Raw genomic sequence first — 18,951 nt, forward strand, 5'->3', positions numbered from 1 at the left:
AAATCAAATATTTAAAAAGGAAGCTCGTGCTTCCTTTTTTGTTTTTTAGTCTTAGATGTTGAACTAGGTAGGGATGACTAGCCAATCCCTTTTTCTGAAGGCATCAGGTGCAATAAACAGTATTTCCAGCTTTGTTCAGCAATGCCCTTAAACTCAAAATTTGCTGCTGATGTTCCACATGGAACAATTCACCTGCTGAAATCATTGTAAGCAATAATCTGCTGACGGGTCCTCAGGCGCTGTATGTTATTCAGGAAATGATGAGAGGTACCTACTGATTGTTCCCGCAGTTTCAGTAAAGAAATAGGCTGGTCAGTAGAGGTAGTGATAATTAGAGGTAGGAAAATTCTGGGCAAAAATGAGAAAAACAAAACGATAAACAATTTATGCTGGCAGTTTATTCAGATGCAAATAGATAAAATGAAAAATCGAATAGATCCAGCCGGAAATGATTTCCCTGTTTGAGAAACCGAAAACTCAGGCCGTTTGGCTGGAACGTACCCAATGAATAGATTCATTTGTTGCTGAAGTACTTTTTTACATCTACCTTCTAGAACTTTAGTCGAATAGCAGAAGTAATCTCAAAACTGACTTGATTTTCACCAACTCACCAGTTCTCTGCAATTTCCCTGGAAAATAGCAAAAAATAAATAATGAATGAATTTACAAGCTTTTAAATAGAGGAAAACGATTGTTTGTATTCGTAAAACCTGCTTTAGCTTGTCATATAAAAAGGTTATGTTGAGGTAAATAAAATATTTAGACAGTTCAGATCAAACAGACTTTATAAAGTCTTGGAGCTACAAAATGACACAAGATTTGCAAGCATCAGGTTGCCCATTCCATCAAGCCGGCGGTCACACAAGTTCTACAGGAACGCAGAATTCAGACTGGTGGCCGAATGCGCTTAATCTCGATATTCTTTCCCAACACGATAAAAAAACCAATCCGATGGATCCAGACTTTGACTATGCAGCAGCATTTAACTCATTGGATCTGGAAGCGGTGAAGCAAGATCTACGCGAACTCATCAACAGCAGCCAGGACTGGTGGCCATCGGATTATGGCAGCTATATTGGTATGTTCGTACGTACTGCATGGCACTTGGCCGGTTCTTACCGTAAGCAAGATGGTCGTGGCGGTGCAAATACCGGTAACCAGCGTTTTGCACCGTTGAATAGCTGGCCGGATAACGTCAACACTGATAAAGGCCGTCGTCTGCTTTGGCCGATTAAACGCAAATACGGCAACAAAATTTCTTGGGGTGATTTAATCGTCTTGGCTGGTACAGTCGCTTATGACGTTGCCGGCTTGAAAACTTTCGGTTTTGGTGGTGGTCGTACCGATATCTGGGCACCAGAAAAAGATATTTACTGGGGTGAAGAGAAAGAATGGCTTGCGCCAACCAAAAACCGTTACGAAAGCGATGCTGATCGTTCAACCCTGGAAAATCCGCTTGCTGCAGTGCAAATGGGCTTGATCTACGTCAACCCTGAAGGTGTAGATGGTATTCAAGACCCGTTACGCACGGCACAAGATATGCGTGTCACTTTTGACCGTATGGGGATGAATGACGAAGAAACTGTGGCTTTAACTGTCGGTGGTCATACTGTAGGTAAAGCGCACGGTAATGGTAAGGCGGAAAATCTGGGTGCCGATGTTGAAGGCGCAGATGTTGAATTCCAGGGTCTAGGCTGGCACAACTCTGAGGGTACGGGTAACGGTGCAAATACCATGGTCAGTGGTCTGGAAGGTGCCTGGACCACGCATCCAACCCGATGGGATAACGAATTCCTTTACTTATTGTTCACCTATGAGTGGGAAAAAACCTTAAGTCCTGCGGGTGCAAAACAATGGGAACCGATTAACATCAAAGAGGAAGACAAGCCTGTTGATGCACATAATCCGAATGTTCGCCGTAACCCGATGATGACAGATGCCGATATGGCACTGAAATTTGACCCTGAATACCGCAAAATTGCGGAAGATTTCTATAGAAATCCAGACAAATTGGCAGATGCCTTTGCTCGCGGCTGGTTCAAATTGACGCATCGTGATATGGGGCCAAAATCCCGTTATTTAGGTGCTGATGTTCCTGCTGAGGATTTAATCTGGCAAGACCCAATTCCAGCTGTAGATTACACTTTGACTGATGCTGAAGTGGCAGACTTGAAGGCAAAACTTTTAAGCAGTGGTTTAACGTCTGCTGAACTGATTGCAACTGCATGGGACAGCGCCCGTACCTTCCGTGGTTCTGACTTCCGTGGCGGCGCTAATGGTGCGCGTATCCGTCTGGCACCGCAAAAGGACTGGGTTGCAAATGAACCTGCACGCCTGCAAAAAGTCTTGGCCAAACTTGAAGAAATTCAAGCTGGTTTTACCAAGAAAGTCAGCATTGCAGATCTTATTGTACTCGGTGGTACAGCAGCAGTTGAACAGGCAGCACATGCAGCCGGGGTTGATGTGAATGTTCCATTCCTTGCAGGGCGAGGGGATGCCACTCAAGAACAAACCGATGCCTATTCGTTTGAAGATTTCGAGCCGAAAGCAGATGGTTTTCGCAACTTCGTGAAGCAGGACTTTGCAGTTCAGCCTGAAGAGATGTTGTTAGACCGTGCACAATTGCTGGGTTTAACTGCACCTGAAATGGTTGTGCTGGTTGGCGGTTTACGCGTACTTGGTGCGAACTACGGCGGCGCGAAAGAGGGTGTATTCACCGATAACGTTGGAGTCCTCAGCAATGACTTCTTCGTGAACTTGACTGACATGGCCTACAACTGGAAGCCAACAGGCAAGAACTCATACAGCATTGTTGAGCGCGCAACAGGTGCTGAGAAATGGACGGCAACACGTGTGGACTTGGTATTCGGTTCAAATTCGATTCTGCGTTCTTATGCAGAAGTGTATGCGCAGGATGACAATAAAGAAAAATTCGTGCGTGACTTCGTCAAGGCATGGGTCAAAGTCATGAATGCAGACCGTTTTGATGTAAAGAGATAATTAATCAATCTTGAAATAGGAAACCGGTCATTGGGCCGGTTTTTTATTGTCTGAAGTTTAGGAGTGATCAAGTCATAGAATAACCAGTCATGGAAAATAGGCCGTTTTACTGAAAACTTCATAGGTATTCGCAGCTTTTTCTCTATACTGAACTGAAAACCACACAACAAAAATGAAGATCAAGGAATAGATGATGAACACATGGATGACCCATCAGATCAGCAACCAGTTTGATGAAAAGCAGGACTACAATCTGTTTGCAACTGACACCATTTTGCAGGAAATTTTGCAGAAAAATGACTGTCAGGATCAGGCTATTCTGACTGAAATGGGACAGGTCGTCGGTTCATCGGAATATTATGAATATGCCGATCTGGCAAACAGGCACACGCCCATTTTACATGCCTTCGATGCCTGCGGTCGCCGTCGTGATTACATTGAATTTCATCCTGCATGGCATCAATGGATGCGTATCAATCGTCAGTTTGATAGTCATGCACATCCTTTTAATCAGGCTGAATCAAAATCTAAATGGGTCGACTGGGCAGCGCGTTTTTACTTAAGCGGACAGGTTGAATGTGGCAGTCTGTGTCCAACTTCGATGACCCTCGGCAGTATTCCCTTGATCCAGCGTGAACCGGAACTTTGGGCCAAAATAGGTGATAAATTGCTATCTACCGAATACGATGAACGTGACCTGCCGATTGCCCAAAAAAAATCAATCTGGCTCGGTATGGGCATGACCGAAAAGCAAGGCGGTTCCGATGTACGCGCCAATGAAACCCTTGCCGTACCCATCGGCGAATCAGGTCGAGGACAGGCTTATTTGCTGACTGGACATAAATGGTTTTTTTCGGCACCGATGTGTGATGCCCATCTGGTCGTGGCGAAAACTGAACAGGATGGTTTAGCTTGTTTCTTTGTGCCGCGCTGGCGTGAAGATGGAACCAAGAATAATATTCATGTCCAGCGCCTCAAAGACAAGGTTGGGAATCGTAGCAATTCCAGTTCGGAAGTCGAGTTTCAGCAGGCTTGGGGCATCATGATCGGTGAAGCAGGACGGGGTATCCCAACCATTATTGAAATGGCGAATTACACCCGTCTGACCTGTTCGGTTGGCAGTACTGCGATGTTACGTCAGGCGCTGGTGCAATGTCTGGCCTATACCCGACAGCGTAAGGCTTTTGGCAAGCATTTGGCAGAACAGCCGTTAATGCAGGCGGTGCTGGTTGATCTGGCGCTGGAAACAGAAGCGGCGATGCAGTTGAGTTTTTATCTGGCTTCCTGTTATGAAAATGATGATGCCTTGTCACAGGCCTGGAAGCGGATTATGACGCCAGCTTCCAAATTCTGGATCTGCAAACGCGCCGTAGAGCTGACCGGTGAAACCATGGAAGTCTTTGGCGGCAATGGCTATGTGGATAATGGCATTATGGCGCGCATATTCAAAGAAGCGCCGGTGAATACCATTTGGGAAGGTTCGGGCAATGTTATGTGCCTGGATGTACTGCGCGCCATGGGTCGCGATCCAGAATCGATTGAAGTACTGTTTCAGGATCTGGCTGCTACTGCAATGCAGGATGAAATCCTGAAACAGGAACTGCAAGAGCTATTTAAACTATTGCAGCAGCCTGCAGATGAACTGCAATTTATGGGCCGCAGTCTGGTCAGCCGGTTGACCATTTTGGCCCAAGCTGTATTGCTAAAGCGTTATGCGCCTGAGTTTATTTCTAATGCATTTATTCAGACCCGGTACAGCGAGTTTCATGGGCGAGTGGTGGGAATCATGAGTGCCAAACAGGTTGATGTAGAAGGAATATTGGAACGGGCTTTAGCTCAAGACCCATCTTCATAACATAGTAAAAAGAAGGGGAGAATAGCTTCTTTTTAAAAGCTATTCTCCAATCTTTAAAATCTCAAAAAAAATTGAAAACCACTTGAAATGTGTTCAATAGAGTACAATATATGCACAGCATCATTCAGATGCTGAATTAAAAAACAGGTGAAAAAATGGCAAAGAAAAAGCAGCTGCCAGAAGCAGTGATACATAACTTTGTGGCCAAACACATGCATGAGGTCAACAAAAGCCAGGTGTTTACAGACCGTAAAAAAGATGCAAAACGTGGCTATAGCAAGCACAAAAAAGGGAGATACTCAAATGACTATCTCCCTTTTTTAATGTCTTATATTTTTTAGTTACCAGTCATTTGAAGAGCTGGAACCAAAAGAGTCATGCTCCGAAAAACTATTCATGGAAGAAGAGCTGAAAGGGTCAGACCAGGAATTATCTAAAGAAGATAAATCACTTCCATACGGATTCCCAGCAACATCAAGATTGCTATTGCCTAACATCGGTAAGCCTGTTGCAGGATTAATTGTAGTATGGACATCATTATCAAAAGACGACAATGAATTTGAAAAAGACGGGAATGAATCTGAATATGAGGCATTGAGTCCGTAGTCATCAAAAAAATTATCTGAAGGCTCTGCAAATAATGAATTGAAGATTGCCGGGTTGCCTTTAGAGTCTGAAACAGAATCAATAAGTGCAGGTGCTGCTGCTAAAGCCAATGCGGAACTGACCATGGCTTTAGAAGGAAGTGGGGAAGCTATAACGGAAGGATCGGTATGTCCCAGCAGTCGCCGTTGAGAAGGTGTGATTTCGATCCCAATGAGTGGGGGAACACTAGGGCGCTGACTTTTATAAAGAGTTGGCACGGCAGATTGGATGGTATCTTTTGCTCGCTGTGATCTAGTCATTGCGGTCTTAGCTGGATGGCGTAATGAGCGAGAGTTTACACGGCCCTTAAGGCTAAAATGCCAGATAGCAGCAGCCACTAATACGAAAATAATAAATTCCATCACTACCTCTTTTTATTGTTATAGGAGGATCAGTGGGAAGTTTAAGTCCCCACTATTCGGGTCGCACCCTTCACCATATCTCCCAGGCTATGGGTGCGGAAATAATGTTCCATCCAGCTTTTTACCACCAGCGGATTATCCAGTTTCAGCACATGTTCCAATAAGTCCTGAGCATCCGGCATTGGCACATGACAAATCGTCTTACGTACCCGCAGAATATTACTCGAACTCATCGACAGGGTATTGAAGCCCATCGCCATCAGCAGCACAGCCGAGATTGGATCACCTGCCATTTCCCCACAGATACTGATCGGTTTTTCATTACGATGACAGTCCTGTACCAAACGGGTCAGGGCACGCAAGACGGCAGGGTGCAAATGCGAATAGACGTTGGCGACACGTGGATTATTTCGGTCTACTGCCAGTAAATATTGGGTCAAATCATTGGAACCGACCGAGAAGAAATCGACAAATTCAGAAAATTCATCAATCTGATGCAGGACGCTTGGCACTTCTACCATGATGCCGATTTTAGGCTTGGTGATTTTGACCTGTTCTTCTTCCTGTACTGCTACCCAGTCACGCTCAAGCAGGTAAAGTGCTTCTTCCACTTCGCTGACACTGGTCACCATTGGCAGCAGGATATGCAGATTATTCAGACCAATACTGGCTTTGAGCATGGCACGAATTTGTGAAGAAAAAATTTCCGGATGATCGAGAGTAAAACGAATCCCGCGCCAGCCCAATGCCGAGTTTTCTTCTTCAATCGAGAAGTAGGGCAGGTCTTTATCCGCACCAATATCCAGGGTACGCATCACCACTGGTTTGTTGGCAAAATGAGTAAGCTGCTGACGGTAAATGGCACGCTGTTCTTCTTCACCCGGAAAGCGGTCGCGCAGCATAAACGGAATTTCAGAACGGTATAGACCGACACCTTTGGCACCGCGCTGGACACCACGCACCACATCAATCATCAGGCCTGTATTCACAAACAGGCGTACAGCCACACCATCTGGGGTAATCGCATCCTTGGTTTCATACTGACGCAGGTCTTTGGCGAGCTGTTCTTCTTCTTTCTGAATTTCTTTATAGCGGGTACGCAGACGACGTGGTGGATTGATAAATACCCGACCCTGATGTGCATCGACAATCATTTCCACATCATCAAGGGTATTGATCGGCATTTCAGTCACACCGACCACGGTTGGAATAGCAAGTGCACGCGCGACAATCACCATATGCGAGTTCATGGCACCTTCAGTGGTGACAATCGCTGCAATTTTATCAACGGGTAATTCTACTAGCGCTGCAGTCGAGATTTCCTCGCCAATCAGAATGCTTTCATCGGTCAGTTCACGGTGACTTTCGTCAGCTTCCTGTAATTTAGCCAGAATCCGTCGGCCCAAATCTTTCAGGTCAGCCACGCGTTCACGTAAATAGTCATCTTCCATCTGGGCAAACTGCGCCACGTGATTTTCAATGACAATACGTACCGCACCTTGGGCCCAGTGACCCTCACGAATCAGTTCCTTGATTTCAGCCGGCAGGGCATTTTCATCCAGCATACGCAGGAACACACTGAACAGGGCACGTTCCTCAGCCATGAGGGCATCCTGCATCTTGTCATCAAGAGACTGGATTTCCTCACGTACGGAATTTAGCGCATTGTCGAGCAGGGCAAGTTCTTCGCTGATGTCATCCGCTTCACGATCCGGAACAGCACCCAGATCCGCAGGCGGGTAAAGAATCACAGCACGACCTAAGGCAATACCACCTGAACCTGATACACCTTGAAAAGTCTTGTAAGCTGGGAGATTGCTGGGCTTGCGGAACACATCAATATTGCCGACTGCATGGGCATGGGCAATTACACCAGAGAGCTGAGCACAGAGCGTCACTAAGAAGGATTCAGCAGCTTCTGAGAAATCCTGAGGTTCTTTATTCTGAACCACAAGAACGCCCATGACCTTACGACGGTACATGACCGGAACGCCAAGGAAAGAGTTATAAATTTCTTCCCCGGTTTCTGGCAGGTACAGGAAGCGTTCATGTTTCGGAGCATTGTCGAGGTTGACGATTTCCTCGCGCTGTCCGACCAGCCCCACCAGACCTTCACCAGTTTGCAGGGATACATGGCCCACTGCTTCAGGTTTTAGGCCCTTAGATGCCATCAAGAGATAGCGCTGGTTACGCTCATCCAGCAAATAAATGGAGCAAACGTCGACCTGCATCGCCTGAGCCACCTGATTGACCATAATGTCGAGCGATTCGTGCAAACTGGCTGACGCATTGATCTCTTGAACAATGCGTCTTAGGGTCTCCAGTTGCATATTCGACATTCGCGCTGCTCCTTCGTGATTTAGGGTCCGGTATCTTCTTTATTTATAACAATAACTGCTTAAAAAATCTGCATATTTATGCAATTTTTAAGGTTTTTCCTTGGGAAGTTGCTGACACAGTTCTACCATGGCCTTGCGGTATACGTCACGTTTAAAATTCACGACCTGACCGAGCGGATACCAGTAACTGACCCACTGCCATTGATCAAATTCGGGCGGATCAGACAGATCAAGCTGAATGTTCTGTACTGACGCCGTCAGTTTGAGTAAAAACCACTTTTGTTTCTGGCCGATACACACCGGATCTGAATCCGTACGAATGTACCGGTGCGGCAAACGATAACGCAGCCAGCCTTTGGTTTGCGCTATAATCTGGACATGTTCGGGCAGTAAGCCGACCTCTTCTCTCAGCTCACGGTAGAGTGCCTGCTCAGGGTTTTCTCCATGTTGGATACCTCCTTGTGGAAATTGCCATGCATTGTGTCCAATGCGCTTCGCCCATAAAACTTGTCCAGCATCGTTTGCCAAAATGATCCCGACATTCGGTCGGAAACCTTCAGAGTCGATCATTTGGCACCTAATATTGTGTAATTTATGCCTTTGCCTTCGGGGATTTTTATTTCTGTATCCAGCACGAAAAAAGCAAAGTTTAAAAATGTTAAAATTGCTATGATCTTAACGAATTTCTATCGACTAGCGGAGATAGATTTACAATTTTTTTCTTAAATTTCAGTTTTTACGAGTATTTTCATGAAATTGGCGCTATTTGATCTCGATCACACCTTGTTAAATACAGATTCGGATCATTCTTGGGGAGAATTCTTGGTCAACGAGGGCCTGGTTGATCCTGTTCACCACCGTGCCATGAATGACAAGTTCTATGAAGATTATAAAAAAGGTCAGCTGGACCCCTATGCTTATAATGAATTTGTCTTTGAATTTTTAACTAAACATGACAATGATTATCTGACTGAACTACATCAATTATTCATGCAAAAAGTCATTCGTCCGCAAATGCGTCCAGAAGGTTTTAAGGCGATTGAGCGTCATCGTGAAGCAGGACATGAATTAGTGGGTATTACCGCGACTTCAGATTTTATTACAGCGCCAATTTTCCGAGAATTTGGCATTACTGAAATTATTGCGACTAACGCCGAAGTCGTAAATGGCAAATATACCGGTAAAGTGATCAATACCGCCTGTTACCAGAAAGGTAAACTGACTCGCCTGGAACAGTGGTTAGAAGGTCGTGATGTGACCGAGTCCTGGGCGTATTCCGATTCGATCAATGATCGTTTCTTGCTGGAATATGCGGATCATGCCATTGCTGTAAATCCGGATGATCGTCTGGAAGCACTGGCCAAAGAACAGGATTGGGAAATTCAGGACTGGTCAATTTAATCATCGAAAGCGTGTAAATCTGTGAAGCACAACTCAGGTTGTGCTTTTTTATGTGCACAGATTCAAGATGAAAAATAAACTATTGTCACACTACTGCGTTCAAGCTCATGCTAAGCTTAATTTCAATAATGAGAATAAGGGAAACTCAGAGGTAGTTGAAATGAACAAAGTAAGACCACGCATGACGCACCTATTTGAACAGTTGGGCCTGGATGCCAGTGAGGAAGGAATTGCGACCTTCATTAATGATCATCAGCTGCATAAGGATTTTACCCTACTGGATGCACCATATTGGTCTGAAGCACAGCGCCAGTTCCTTAGTGAAAAGATAGCATCTGATGGTGAATGGGCCATTGTGGTGGACCAACTGAATGAATCTTTGCATGAAGATGCGACCAGCGAAACCTGAACACATCTTAAAAGTCAAAAAGCCAGTTCGAAGACTGGCTTTTTTATTGGAGCATTTTTGTCTTAACGCACTCGCTGCCAGATGGTGACTTGCGACAGGGTATGCTGATATTTACGCGCCGTTTCACGAATCACAAAAGGGACATCTACCGGTTCTGCCAGCATGTCAAAATGTGGGCTGAGCAATTGCTGGATGCCATCTAAGGTCATGAAATTTTCTCCAGCCTTCTTAAAACCGCCCAGCCATTCACTACGCGCCGTATGTTTGTCCAGCCAGGTATAAGGCGAAGCCAGCATCAGAATGCCACCGATATTCAGTCGATGATGGATCTGATTCAAAAAAGCCTTAGGGTGATGTAGCCGGTCAATCAGATTGGCTGCCAGAATGAAATCGTATTCCTTGAATTGCGGCTTTAAATTGCAGGCATCTGCTTGATAAAACTCGACCTTGTGAGCAACCTCCTCAAGTCCAGTCTCTTGTAGAGAACAGGATTTATATTCGACCAGCTCACCTTCGACTGGAATGGCATAAGCTAAGGGTTCACCTTGGGCGAGGGTCACACCTTGCTGAATAAAACGTGCCGAGAAATCTAATCCAGTGACCTGTTCAAAATGCTGCGCCAGTTCAAAGCTGGCACGTCCTGTGGCACAGCCGATATCGAGCGCTTTTTTTCTGGCAGTTTTTATAAAATAAGGCTGGGCGAGGGTAATCAGAGACCTGGCAAAATTCGGAACGCCAAAATATTCCTGACCATACTGAAATTCCAGATACTGTGAAATCAGCTCATCAGTCTGATAATGTGAATGATAAGCTGAAACCGGCTCATCTGACGCAGCCACATAACGAAAACCGGCATGCTGAAAGAAGTGTCGTCTAAAGGCATAACGAGCACTATGCAGAGCTTCATTACCACCTGAAATCCAGGAACCGCCTTTCATCAGATTATGGCGTTCATCAAAGGTTGGGGTGCTAAAGTCATCATAAATCGGATGGGCCTGAAAACCTTCAAAAGGATAAATTGCAGTTTCAGTCCATTGCCAGACATTGCCTTGTACGTCATAAAACTCGCCTTGCTGGAACTGGTGTACTGGACAGGGATTGGGTGCATGTTGCAAGGCGATATTGGCCGCTAAAGGCAATGGTTGTTTAGGATCCAGGCCGACATGATCATACAGGCGATACCATTCATCTTCTGTCGGCAGACGGATCGATTCACCAGTCAGAGCTGATTTCCAGTTACAGAAGGCTTTGGCTTCATGATAATTCACCTCGACTGGCCAATCCCACGGCATCGGAATTTCTTCCAGCATGATACGCAAGTGCCAGCCATCCTCTTTTTTGATCCAGAAACTTGGATGTTGGGCTTTAGTAAATTCCCGCCAGGCTTTACCTTCTTCGCTCCAGTATTCAGAATGCTGATAACCATTGGCTTCGACAAAGTTAAAAAATTCCTGATTGGATACCAGAAATTGTGATGCCTGAAATTCATTGATTTCAGCTTCATGCAGACCGTATTCATTGTCCCAGCCATAATATGGATCAGTGAAATGTTTATTCAGTCGAACAGTTCCCGCAGGAACAGGAAGAAGCTGGTTTTCTGGTGCAGGGCCAGTGAGGATTCGGGCATGCCATAGTGGATGATTTTGTACATACTGCAGTTGATGTTGTCGAATCAATACCGACGAAGTTTCTAAATGAATCCGTTCATGCTCAATACCCATCAGGATCGACCACCATGGATTCTGCCAGTTGAGTGGCAGTTCTAAAGGTGCATTTTCTATGATTTTCAGTACCAATGCTCGTACCCGATGTCGGTATTCTCTGACTTTATCCACCTCTGGCCAGGCATAATTCTGTTCATCCAGATCGTCCCAGCTCATCTCATCGACACCGATGGCAAAGATACTTTCCATATGTGGATTCAGCTGTTCAGGAATCAGTTTGCTGAGCAGCAGTTTATTGACAAAAAAAGTGGCAGTATGACCGAAGTAGAAAATTAGCGGATGACGCAGGCTGATGAGTTTGACATAAAACGCTTCTTCATTGTGCAGACAGTCAAACAGGGATTCGTAGGTATCAAAGGTATTTAAAAAGTATTCACGGATCACATGGCGCGCCGTGGAAATATCTTCAAAGTTTAAATTAGGTGTTGGAAGCAGGCGAATTTTCCCCTGTTGCCAAGGACTGTCGTCTGCTAAATGTGTAGATGACTTACTGTTTGGCTGTGTAGGTTTCAAGAAGGTTGAATCGGGCTGCATCCATCAGACTCCATTAAGAATTTGAAGATATTCCGCTGGTAAGTCCGCGCAGGGAATATCTTAAACTTAATGCAAAGCAGGATGCAGTTGTTGCTCATTTAGGTAACAAAATGCTGCGAATTGAATCCATCACAGCATCTTGTTTTAACATGAATTGACTTAGAGTTTAGGCTGTTGCATTAACTCGACCAAGGCTTGCGCAGCTTTGGACTGGGTACGTCCCGGATGCCAGACCATACCGAGCTGGCGGTTCATTTCCAGAGGGATATCCAGCTGTTGCAGGTCATGATTCACAAGCGTTTGGGGTAGTACTGACCAGCCCAGACCAATCGAAACCAGCATACGGATTGATTCGAGTGGGTTATTACTCATGGTAATCTTAGGTTTGACGCCACGTTTTTCAAACTCTGCCATAGTGATTTGCGTGGTATAGGTTTGTGCAGATGGCAACAGGCTCGGGTAATGCACCAGATCTTCTAGTGACAGATTTTTTTGCTGCGCTAGGGGATGGAAGGGTGCTACCACAAAAACCAATGGATCGTTCCAGATGGTGACATAATTCAGGCGCTCATCGCCATGTGGCGGTAAAGTCAGGAAAGCCAGTTCCAAATCACCGGCAATCACCTGTTCATGCGCCTGTTCAGAATCAACAAAGTGAACATCTAAAGTGACATCTGGATATTGCAGGACATACTGACGCAAGTGTGCTGGGAGGTGATGCAGACCAATATGATGGCTGGTACCAATTTTCAGTTTACCCTGAATCTGACCTTGTTCATGACTCAAAGTATGATGAATATCGCCCAGTTCATTCAGCCAGTTTTTGACTTTCGGTAACAGTGAATGCGCTGCATGGGTAGCTTGTACACCACGTCCAGCTGATTCAAACAGTTTGACCCCGAAGTATTCTTCCAGACTATGAATACGTTTGGTCACGGCGGGTTGAGTAATGAAAAGCTGATCTGCCGCCAGAGAAATTGATCCAGTTTCCATGACCTTTACAAAGGCTTCAAAGGCTGCGAGATTCATCTTAATCACCTATAAAGATTTTTTATGCGTATATCTATTGTTGTAATATTTTAAGAATAAATCAAAGGGAAAGTTGTATCTATTGCTGTAAAATCCGACATTCATGTATCTCAGTACAACAAATGGGTGAAAATAGCAGCTCACACCCAGAAAAAGATTTGATAAGAACAGGAAATTCATCAATAAAAAAAGCCACCGAGGGTAGGCGGTGGCAAAACGAGGAATAGGGACAGAAAAGAATTTAGGCGGTGATTTCCTCATTATGGTTCTGTTCTGCTTTAACTTCCCACGCTTTTTCATGGAAGAAGAAAGCAACGGCCTGAACAGTCGGTTCTAATAAACTTAAGGTGATCGCCATGGCTAAACTACCCGTCACAACATAACCGACGAACATTGCTACAGTGATATGCATGATGTAGTAGCTCAAGGTTTTCTTGAACATACGCTGGTTATCTGCAACAAATTTTTGAATGTGTGCCATGTCGATATTCCTCAAAAAATAGATTCAATGTTTTCTGTATGAAGAAATAATAATAATTCTCATTTAATTTGTAAAAACGGATATTTTGCAAGAAACGATCGGAAAACTAGATTAAATAAAAATCAATATCTCCTTGTTTAAAATCCAATTTTAAAGATTCCAAAAAGTTTATTAACTAATAAAAATGATAAATTAGATTTATGTGATTGCAGCGATATAATCAAAATTAGAGATAGAATTTACCCAGTCCAGTGGAGCACATCGACATGGCAGGCGAGACCCAAACAGCAAAAACATTATACGATAAGTTATGGGATGACCATTTAGTAAAACAACGTGATGATGGTTCAGCTTTACTTTATATCGACCGTCATTTATTGCATGAAGTGACATCTCCGCAGGCATTTGAAGGCTTACAACTAGCGGGTCGTAAACCATGGCGTTTAAGCGCGAACGTGGCGACGCCAGACCATAACGTACCGACTTCTACCAAAGAACGTTCAGAGGGTATTTCTGGGATTGAAGATGAAACTTCACGTATCCAGGTACAAACTTTAGATGACAACTGTAAAACCTTTAATGTGGTTCAGTTTGACATTAATGATGTTCGCCAAGGTATCGCACACGTGGTTGGACCTGAGCAAGGTTTGACATTACCGGGTATGACTGTTGTGTGTGGTGATTCACATACGGCAACACATGGTGCATTCGGTTGTTTGGCACATGGTATTGGTACATCAGAAGTTGAACATGTATTGGCAACCCAATGCCTGGTTCAAAAGAAAATGAAAAACATGTTGGTACGCGTTGACGGTAAATTGGGTCAAGGCGTAACTCCAAAAGATGTGGTTTTAGCCATCATTGGTAAAATCGGTACAGCCGGTGGTACAGGTCATGCGATTGAATTCGGTGGTCAGGTCTTCCGCGACATGTCGATTGAAGGCCGTATGACTGTATGTAACATGGCGATCGAAGGCGGTGCCCGTGTAGGTATGGTTGCTGTGGATGACAAAACCATTGAATACGTGAAAGACCGTCCATATGCACCGAAAGGTGAGCAGTGGGATCAAGCCGTTGCTTACTGGAATACCTTGCACTCTGATGAAGGTGCGCACTTCGATACAGTTGTTGTGTTACAAGGTGAAGAAATTGAGCCACAAGTATCTTGGGGTACTTCTCCTGAAATGGTAATTCCAGTTTCTCAGGCAGTTCCAACTTTGGAACAGGCGAAAGATGACGTACAACGCAATGACTGGACACGTGCTTATCAATACATGGGTTTAACCGCAGGTCAGGCATTGTCTGATATCCAGTTAGACCGTGTATTTATCGGCTCTTGCACCAACTCGCGTATTGAAGACATTCGTGCGGCAGCTGAAGTGGCGAAAGGCAAAAAAGTTGCTGCAAGCATTAAGCAAGCGATGGTTGTGCCAGGTTCTGGTTTGGTGAAAGCACAAGCGGAAGCTGAAGGCTTAGATAAAATCTTAATTGAAGCAGGCTTTGAATGGCGTGAGCCAGGTTGTTCAATGTGCTTAGCGATGAACGCTGACAAATTGCAGCCGGGTGAACATTGTGCGTCGACTTCAAACCGTAACTTTGAAGGTCGTCAGGGCAATGGCGGTCGTACCCACTTGGTGAGCCCAGCAATGGCAGCGGCAGCAGCAATTGCCGGTCACTTTGTTGACGTACGTTCATTCTAATCGGCTAATAGGAGCAAAGACATGAAAGCTTATACCGTTGAACAAGGTATCGTTGCACCATTAGACCGTGCCAATGTAGATACTGACTTAATCATTCCAAAACAGTTTTTAAAATCGATCAAACGTACCGGTTTTGGTGAAAACTTATTTGATGAATTGCGTTACCTGGATGAAGGTTATTTGGGTCAAGACAATTCAAAACGTCCTTTAAACCCGGATTTCGAGTTGAACAAACCTCGTTATCAAGGTGCAAGCATTTTGATTTCACGTGCCAACTTCGGTTGTGGTTCAAGCCGTGAGCATGCGCCATGGGCATTGAATGAATATGGTTTCCGTACTGTCATTGCGCCAAGCTATGCCGACATTTTCTTCAATAACAGCTTTAAAAATGGCATGTTGCCAGTGATCCTGTCTGAAGAGATTATTGACCAGTTATTTAAAGAATGTGCAGCAACTGAAGGTTATCAATTAACAATTGATCTTGCAGCTCAGGAAGTGCGTACCCCGTCAGGTGAAAGCTTCAAGTTTGAAGTTGATCCATTCCGCAAGCACTGCCTTTTAAATGGTTTGGATGACATCGGTTTAACTTTACAAGATGCCGATGCGATTCGCGCATATGAAGAAAAAACCAAACAATCTCGCCCTTGGGTATTTGCAGAAATTAGTGGCTAAATCTAGTTAAATTGTCATAGCGGGAAAGTCTAACCCTTGCTAATATCGTGAAATCACGGAAATTTCGTTTGGGTTAGACATTCAGCATGGCCAGCTATTGGAAACAGTTATCTGCATTGGGTACGGTTTCGATGTTAATGACAGCATGTCAAACCATCGATACGATACAGTTGAAGAGATTGACAAATTCAGCTGTAAATAGTTCAGATGCCCTGATCTATTGTTCGGGTACCCATGATTGTAATTTTGAACGTATAGATGATATCAAGATCATCCATGCTGAAAACCGACATGTGGAGAGCCAAGCGCTCAAGCTCAAGCTTGTGCGTTTACAGGCAAAAAGCTTGAAGGAACCTAATCCGGTTTACCTGTCGGTACCAGCGGGGCAACATGAACTGGTAGTACGTTTTTATCCGATTAGTCCGGACAAGGCCGAAGTTCTACATGTATTCCAGAACTTCCAGGCCCAGCATAAATACACCTTCAAGATGTATCGCCAGCGCTCGACACGAAACACCAGCTTATTGCAGGCCTCTGCACCTGATCCACTGTGTGTAGATCTGTTGCAGGGCCCCAAAACAATTCGACGTTTCTGCAAGCCATACAATGTTGAAACCGGCATTGCCGAGTTTGTAGAACAGAAAATTTAACCCAGTCAGAGAAATACTGACCTTATAAATGGAACATCTCATGTCTAAACAAATTTTGATTTTAGCTGGTGACGGCATCGGTCCTGAAATTGTCAAAGCAGCAGAGCAAGTGCTGACTCGCGTAAATGAAAAATTTAATTTAGATCTAAGCTGGGAACATGGCCTGTTAGGTGGTGCAGCGATTGATGTACATGGTGCACCTTATCCAGATGTGACCTCTGAGCAGGCAAAAAAAGCTGATGCAATTCTGCTTGGCGCTGTGGGTGGTCCTAAATGGGATACGATTGAACGCTCAATTCGTCCTGAACGCGGTCTGTTAAAATTGCGTAGTGAACTGAACCTGTTCGCTAACTTGCGTCCAGCGATTCTGTATCCACAACTTGCTGATGCGTCTAGCTTAAAACCTGAAATCGTAGCTGGTCTGGATATCCTGATCGTGCGTGAATTGACAGGTGGTATCTACTTCGGTCAACCGCGTGGTATCCGTGAACTGGAAAATGGTGAAAAACAAGGTTTCAACACTGACGTGTACTCAGAGTCTGAAATCAAGCGTATTGCCAAAGTTGCGTTTGAACTTGCTGGTCTGCGTGGCGGTAAAGTATGTTCAGTCGATAAAGCCAATGTACTTGAAGTGACTGAACTGTGGAAACAGACTGTAACTGCACTGAAAGAAGAACAGTATCCAGACCTTAACCTGTCGCATATGTATGTCGACAACGCTGCAATGCAGTTGGTACGTGCACCTAAACAGTTTGATGTCATTGTAACTTCTAACCTGTTTGGTGACATCCTGTCTGACGAAGCGGCAATGTTAACTGGTTCAATCGGTATGTTGCCATCTGCTTCTCTAGATGAAAATGGTAAAGGTATGTATGAACCATGTCATGGTTCTGCACCAGACATCGCAGGTCAAAACCTGGCAAACCCATTGGCAACTATTCTGTCTGTTGCAATGATGCTACGTTATACTTTCCGTGAAGAAGCAGCTGCAAAAGCAATTGAAGATGCAGTAGGTAATGTATTGGATCAAGGTTTACGTACTGCGGATATTATGTCTGAAGGCATGAACAAAGTTGGTACGGTGGAAATGGGTCAGGCAGTAGTTGCTGCATTGAATTAAGTTTCACTCCGGAACTGATTAATAAAAAAACGCAGCTCGGGCTGCGTTTTTTTATGTCTGCTGGATTAGCAGGTTCGGCCGGTATATTTCACCGCTTGAGCAATATTGTCCTTCAGTTCAAAAACGATTTTACATTGCAGGTTCACGTCATAACCACGTGAAGGACTATGTGTCACCGGAATGGGTACTGTTCCAGTACCGGCAACTGGATGCTGAGCTATTGAAAGGGGGAGTGCAACGGGACGCTGCACGATATAGACCAGCTGCTCGGCTGAAAGTACAGGCTCATTGATCTGCTGATAGCCGAGTTTGCTTAAATCCAGATTGGCATAAATCGTTTGGCTGGACTGTCCAATATACTGCTGTAAATAAGCGTCACGTTCAGCTTGAGACAGGGTCGGTGTATGGGTACATGCAGATAACAGGAGAAGCATGCCCGGCAACGCGAGTTTCATTTGGCGAAATGCAGATAACATATTCTGACTCCTACAAAAACCGCCATTGCTGTCATTGTAGCGAGTAGAAAACCAGTTTATTGTTGTAATTTGACACACGGTCAAGCTCGAGCCTGAAATAACAGGCACAAAAAAGCCACCCTGATCAGTGGCTTTTTTACTAACGCTAAATCTTAGCGCGCACGATAAGTGATACGACCCTTAGTTAAGTCGTAAGGAGTCATCTCCACTTTTACACTGTCGCCAGTCAAAATACGGATGTAGTGTTTACGCATTTTACCAGAGATATGAGCAATCACTTCGTGACCGTTTTCTAAACGTACACGGAACATAGTATTAGGAAGCGTCTCGGTGACAACGCCTTCGAACTCGATGAGTTCCTCTTTATTGGCCATAGCCTACCTAAAAGAATAAATTAAGAAAGGCGCAAATTATAGTCAATTTTTTCGTATAACACAAGGCATAGCAGGCTTTAGACTGATCATCTGAAAGCAAAATAAGCGAAGCATCAGTACAAATATTTTAATTAAAAAACTGCTTGATGATGTTGTCAGTTTGGTCAATCGCAGTTAATC

17 protein-coding genes are annotated in these 18,951 nt (G+C 44.6%); 9 read left to right on the top strand and 8 right to left on the bottom strand.

Annotated elements, in window-relative coordinates:
- The first annotated feature begins 807 nt into the window (after positions 1–807).
- The 3 genes from katG (at position 808) to IHE35_RS01820 (ending at position 5,196) form a co-directional block, all read left to right on the top strand.
- Positions 808–3,000 carry a catalase/peroxidase HPI gene (katG, locus tag IHE35_RS01810; RefSeq protein ID WP_242788848.1) on the top strand — a complete coding sequence of 731 codons (2,193 nt, stop codon included), beginning with the start codon at positions 808–810 and terminating at the stop codon, positions 2,998–3,000.
- Between the two features lie 193 nt (positions 3,001–3,193).
- Positions 3,194–4,855 carry an acyl-CoA dehydrogenase family protein gene (locus tag IHE35_RS01815; RefSeq protein ID WP_242789934.1) on the top strand — a complete coding sequence of 554 codons (1,662 nt, stop codon included), beginning with the start codon at positions 3,194–3,196 and terminating at the stop codon, positions 4,853–4,855.
- A 155-nt stretch (positions 4,856–5,010) separates the two neighbouring features.
- Positions 5,011–5,196, top strand: coding sequence for a hypothetical protein (locus tag IHE35_RS01820; RefSeq protein ID WP_242788850.1), 186 nt, complete (start codon positions 5,011–5,013; stop codon positions 5,194–5,196).
- Here IHE35_RS01820 and IHE35_RS01825 read toward each other — a convergent pair whose 3' ends face one another.
- The 3 genes from IHE35_RS01825 to IHE35_RS01835 all read right to left on the bottom strand — a co-directional run bounded on the left by IHE35_RS01825 (position 5,197) and on the right by IHE35_RS01835 (position 8,771).
- Positions 5,197–5,862 (bottom strand): hypothetical protein, encoded by a 666-nt coding sequence (locus IHE35_RS01825; protein WP_242788852.1) that lies wholly within the window; start codon positions 5,860–5,862, stop codon positions 5,197–5,199. It abuts the gene before it with no gap.
- A gap of 41 nt (positions 5,863–5,903) precedes the next feature.
- Positions 5,904–8,201, bottom strand: coding sequence for a phosphoenolpyruvate--protein phosphotransferase (gene ptsP, locus IHE35_RS01830; RefSeq protein WP_242788854.1), 2,298 nt, complete (start codon positions 8,199–8,201; stop codon positions 5,904–5,906).
- A gap of 87 nt (positions 8,202–8,288) precedes the next feature.
- Positions 8,289–8,771, bottom strand: coding sequence for an RNA pyrophosphohydrolase (locus tag IHE35_RS01835; RefSeq protein ID WP_242788856.1), 483 nt, complete (start codon positions 8,769–8,771; stop codon positions 8,289–8,291).
- A 180-nt stretch (positions 8,772–8,951) separates the two neighbouring features.
- Between IHE35_RS01835 and IHE35_RS01840 the strand changes: the two genes are divergently transcribed.
- Together IHE35_RS01840 and IHE35_RS01845 are read left to right on the top strand one after the other, a co-directional pair.
- A complete protein-coding gene (locus IHE35_RS01840) occupies positions 8,952–9,602 on the top strand; it encodes an HAD family hydrolase (RefSeq protein ID WP_242788858.1) in 651 nt (216 codons plus the stop codon).
- 160 nt (positions 9,603–9,762) lie between these two features.
- On the top strand, positions 9,763–10,011 hold the full coding sequence (locus IHE35_RS01845) for a DUF2789 family protein (RefSeq protein ID WP_242788860.1): 249 nt from the start codon (positions 9,763–9,765) through the stop codon (positions 10,009–10,011).
- A gap of 62 nt (positions 10,012–10,073) precedes the next feature.
- Here the strand turns inward: IHE35_RS01845 and ovoA are convergent, their stop codons facing one another.
- The 3 genes from ovoA to IHE35_RS01860 all read right to left on the bottom strand — a co-directional run bounded on the left by ovoA (position 10,074) and on the right by IHE35_RS01860 (position 13,779).
- On the bottom strand, positions 10,074–12,269 hold the full coding sequence (gene ovoA, locus IHE35_RS01850; RefSeq protein WP_242788862.1) for a 5-histidylcysteine sulfoxide synthase: 2,196 nt from the start codon (positions 12,267–12,269) through the stop codon (positions 10,074–10,076).
- Positions 12,270–12,428: 159 nt separating this feature from the next.
- Positions 12,429–13,298, bottom strand: coding sequence for a LysR family transcriptional regulator (locus IHE35_RS01855; RefSeq protein ID WP_004813333.1), 870 nt, complete (start codon positions 13,296–13,298; stop codon positions 12,429–12,431).
- Positions 13,299–13,539: 241 nt separating this feature from the next.
- Positions 13,540–13,779 (bottom strand): DUF2061 domain-containing protein, encoded by a 240-nt coding sequence (locus IHE35_RS01860; protein ID WP_242788864.1) that lies wholly within the window; start codon positions 13,777–13,779, stop codon positions 13,540–13,542.
- Between the two features lie 266 nt (positions 13,780–14,045).
- On the opposite strand from IHE35_RS01860, the gene leuC reads away from it, so the two are divergent.
- The 4 genes from leuC (at position 14,046) to leuB (ending at position 17,921) form a co-directional block, all read left to right on the top strand.
- On the top strand, positions 14,046–15,479 hold the full coding sequence (gene leuC, locus IHE35_RS01865; protein ID WP_242788866.1) for a 3-isopropylmalate dehydratase large subunit: 1,434 nt from the start codon (positions 14,046–14,048) through the stop codon (positions 15,477–15,479).
- A 21-nt stretch (positions 15,480–15,500) separates the two neighbouring features.
- Positions 15,501–16,151, top strand: coding sequence for a 3-isopropylmalate dehydratase small subunit (leuD, locus tag IHE35_RS01870; protein WP_242788868.1), 651 nt, complete (start codon positions 15,501–15,503; stop codon positions 16,149–16,151).
- Positions 16,152–16,237: 86 nt separating this feature from the next.
- A complete protein-coding gene (locus IHE35_RS01875) occupies positions 16,238–16,801 on the top strand; it encodes a hypothetical protein (RefSeq protein ID WP_242788870.1) in 564 nt (187 codons plus the stop codon).
- A 40-nt stretch (positions 16,802–16,841) separates the two neighbouring features.
- Positions 16,842–17,921 carry a 3-isopropylmalate dehydrogenase gene (leuB, locus tag IHE35_RS01880; RefSeq protein ID WP_242788873.1) on the top strand — a complete coding sequence of 360 codons (1,080 nt, stop codon included), beginning with the start codon at positions 16,842–16,844 and terminating at the stop codon, positions 17,919–17,921.
- A gap of 65 nt (positions 17,922–17,986) precedes the next feature.
- On the opposite strand, the gene IHE35_RS01885 is transcribed toward leuB, so the two are convergent.
- Both IHE35_RS01885 and infA read right to left on the bottom strand, forming a co-directional pair.
- Positions 17,987–18,397, bottom strand: coding sequence for a hypothetical protein (locus IHE35_RS01885; protein ID WP_242788875.1), 411 nt, complete (start codon positions 18,395–18,397; stop codon positions 17,987–17,989).
- 152 nt (positions 18,398–18,549) lie between these two features.
- The gene (gene infA / locus IHE35_RS01890; protein ID WP_001284370.1) at positions 18,550–18,771 is read right to left on the bottom strand and encodes a translation initiation factor IF-1; all 222 of its coding nucleotides are present in this window, start codon (positions 18,769–18,771) and stop codon (positions 18,550–18,552) included.
- Positions 18,772–18,951: the final 180 nt, after the last annotated feature.

This window comes from Acinetobacter sp. ASP199 (assembly GCF_022700675.1).
Taxonomy (GTDB): domain Bacteria; phylum Pseudomonadota; class Gammaproteobacteria; order Pseudomonadales; family Moraxellaceae; genus Acinetobacter.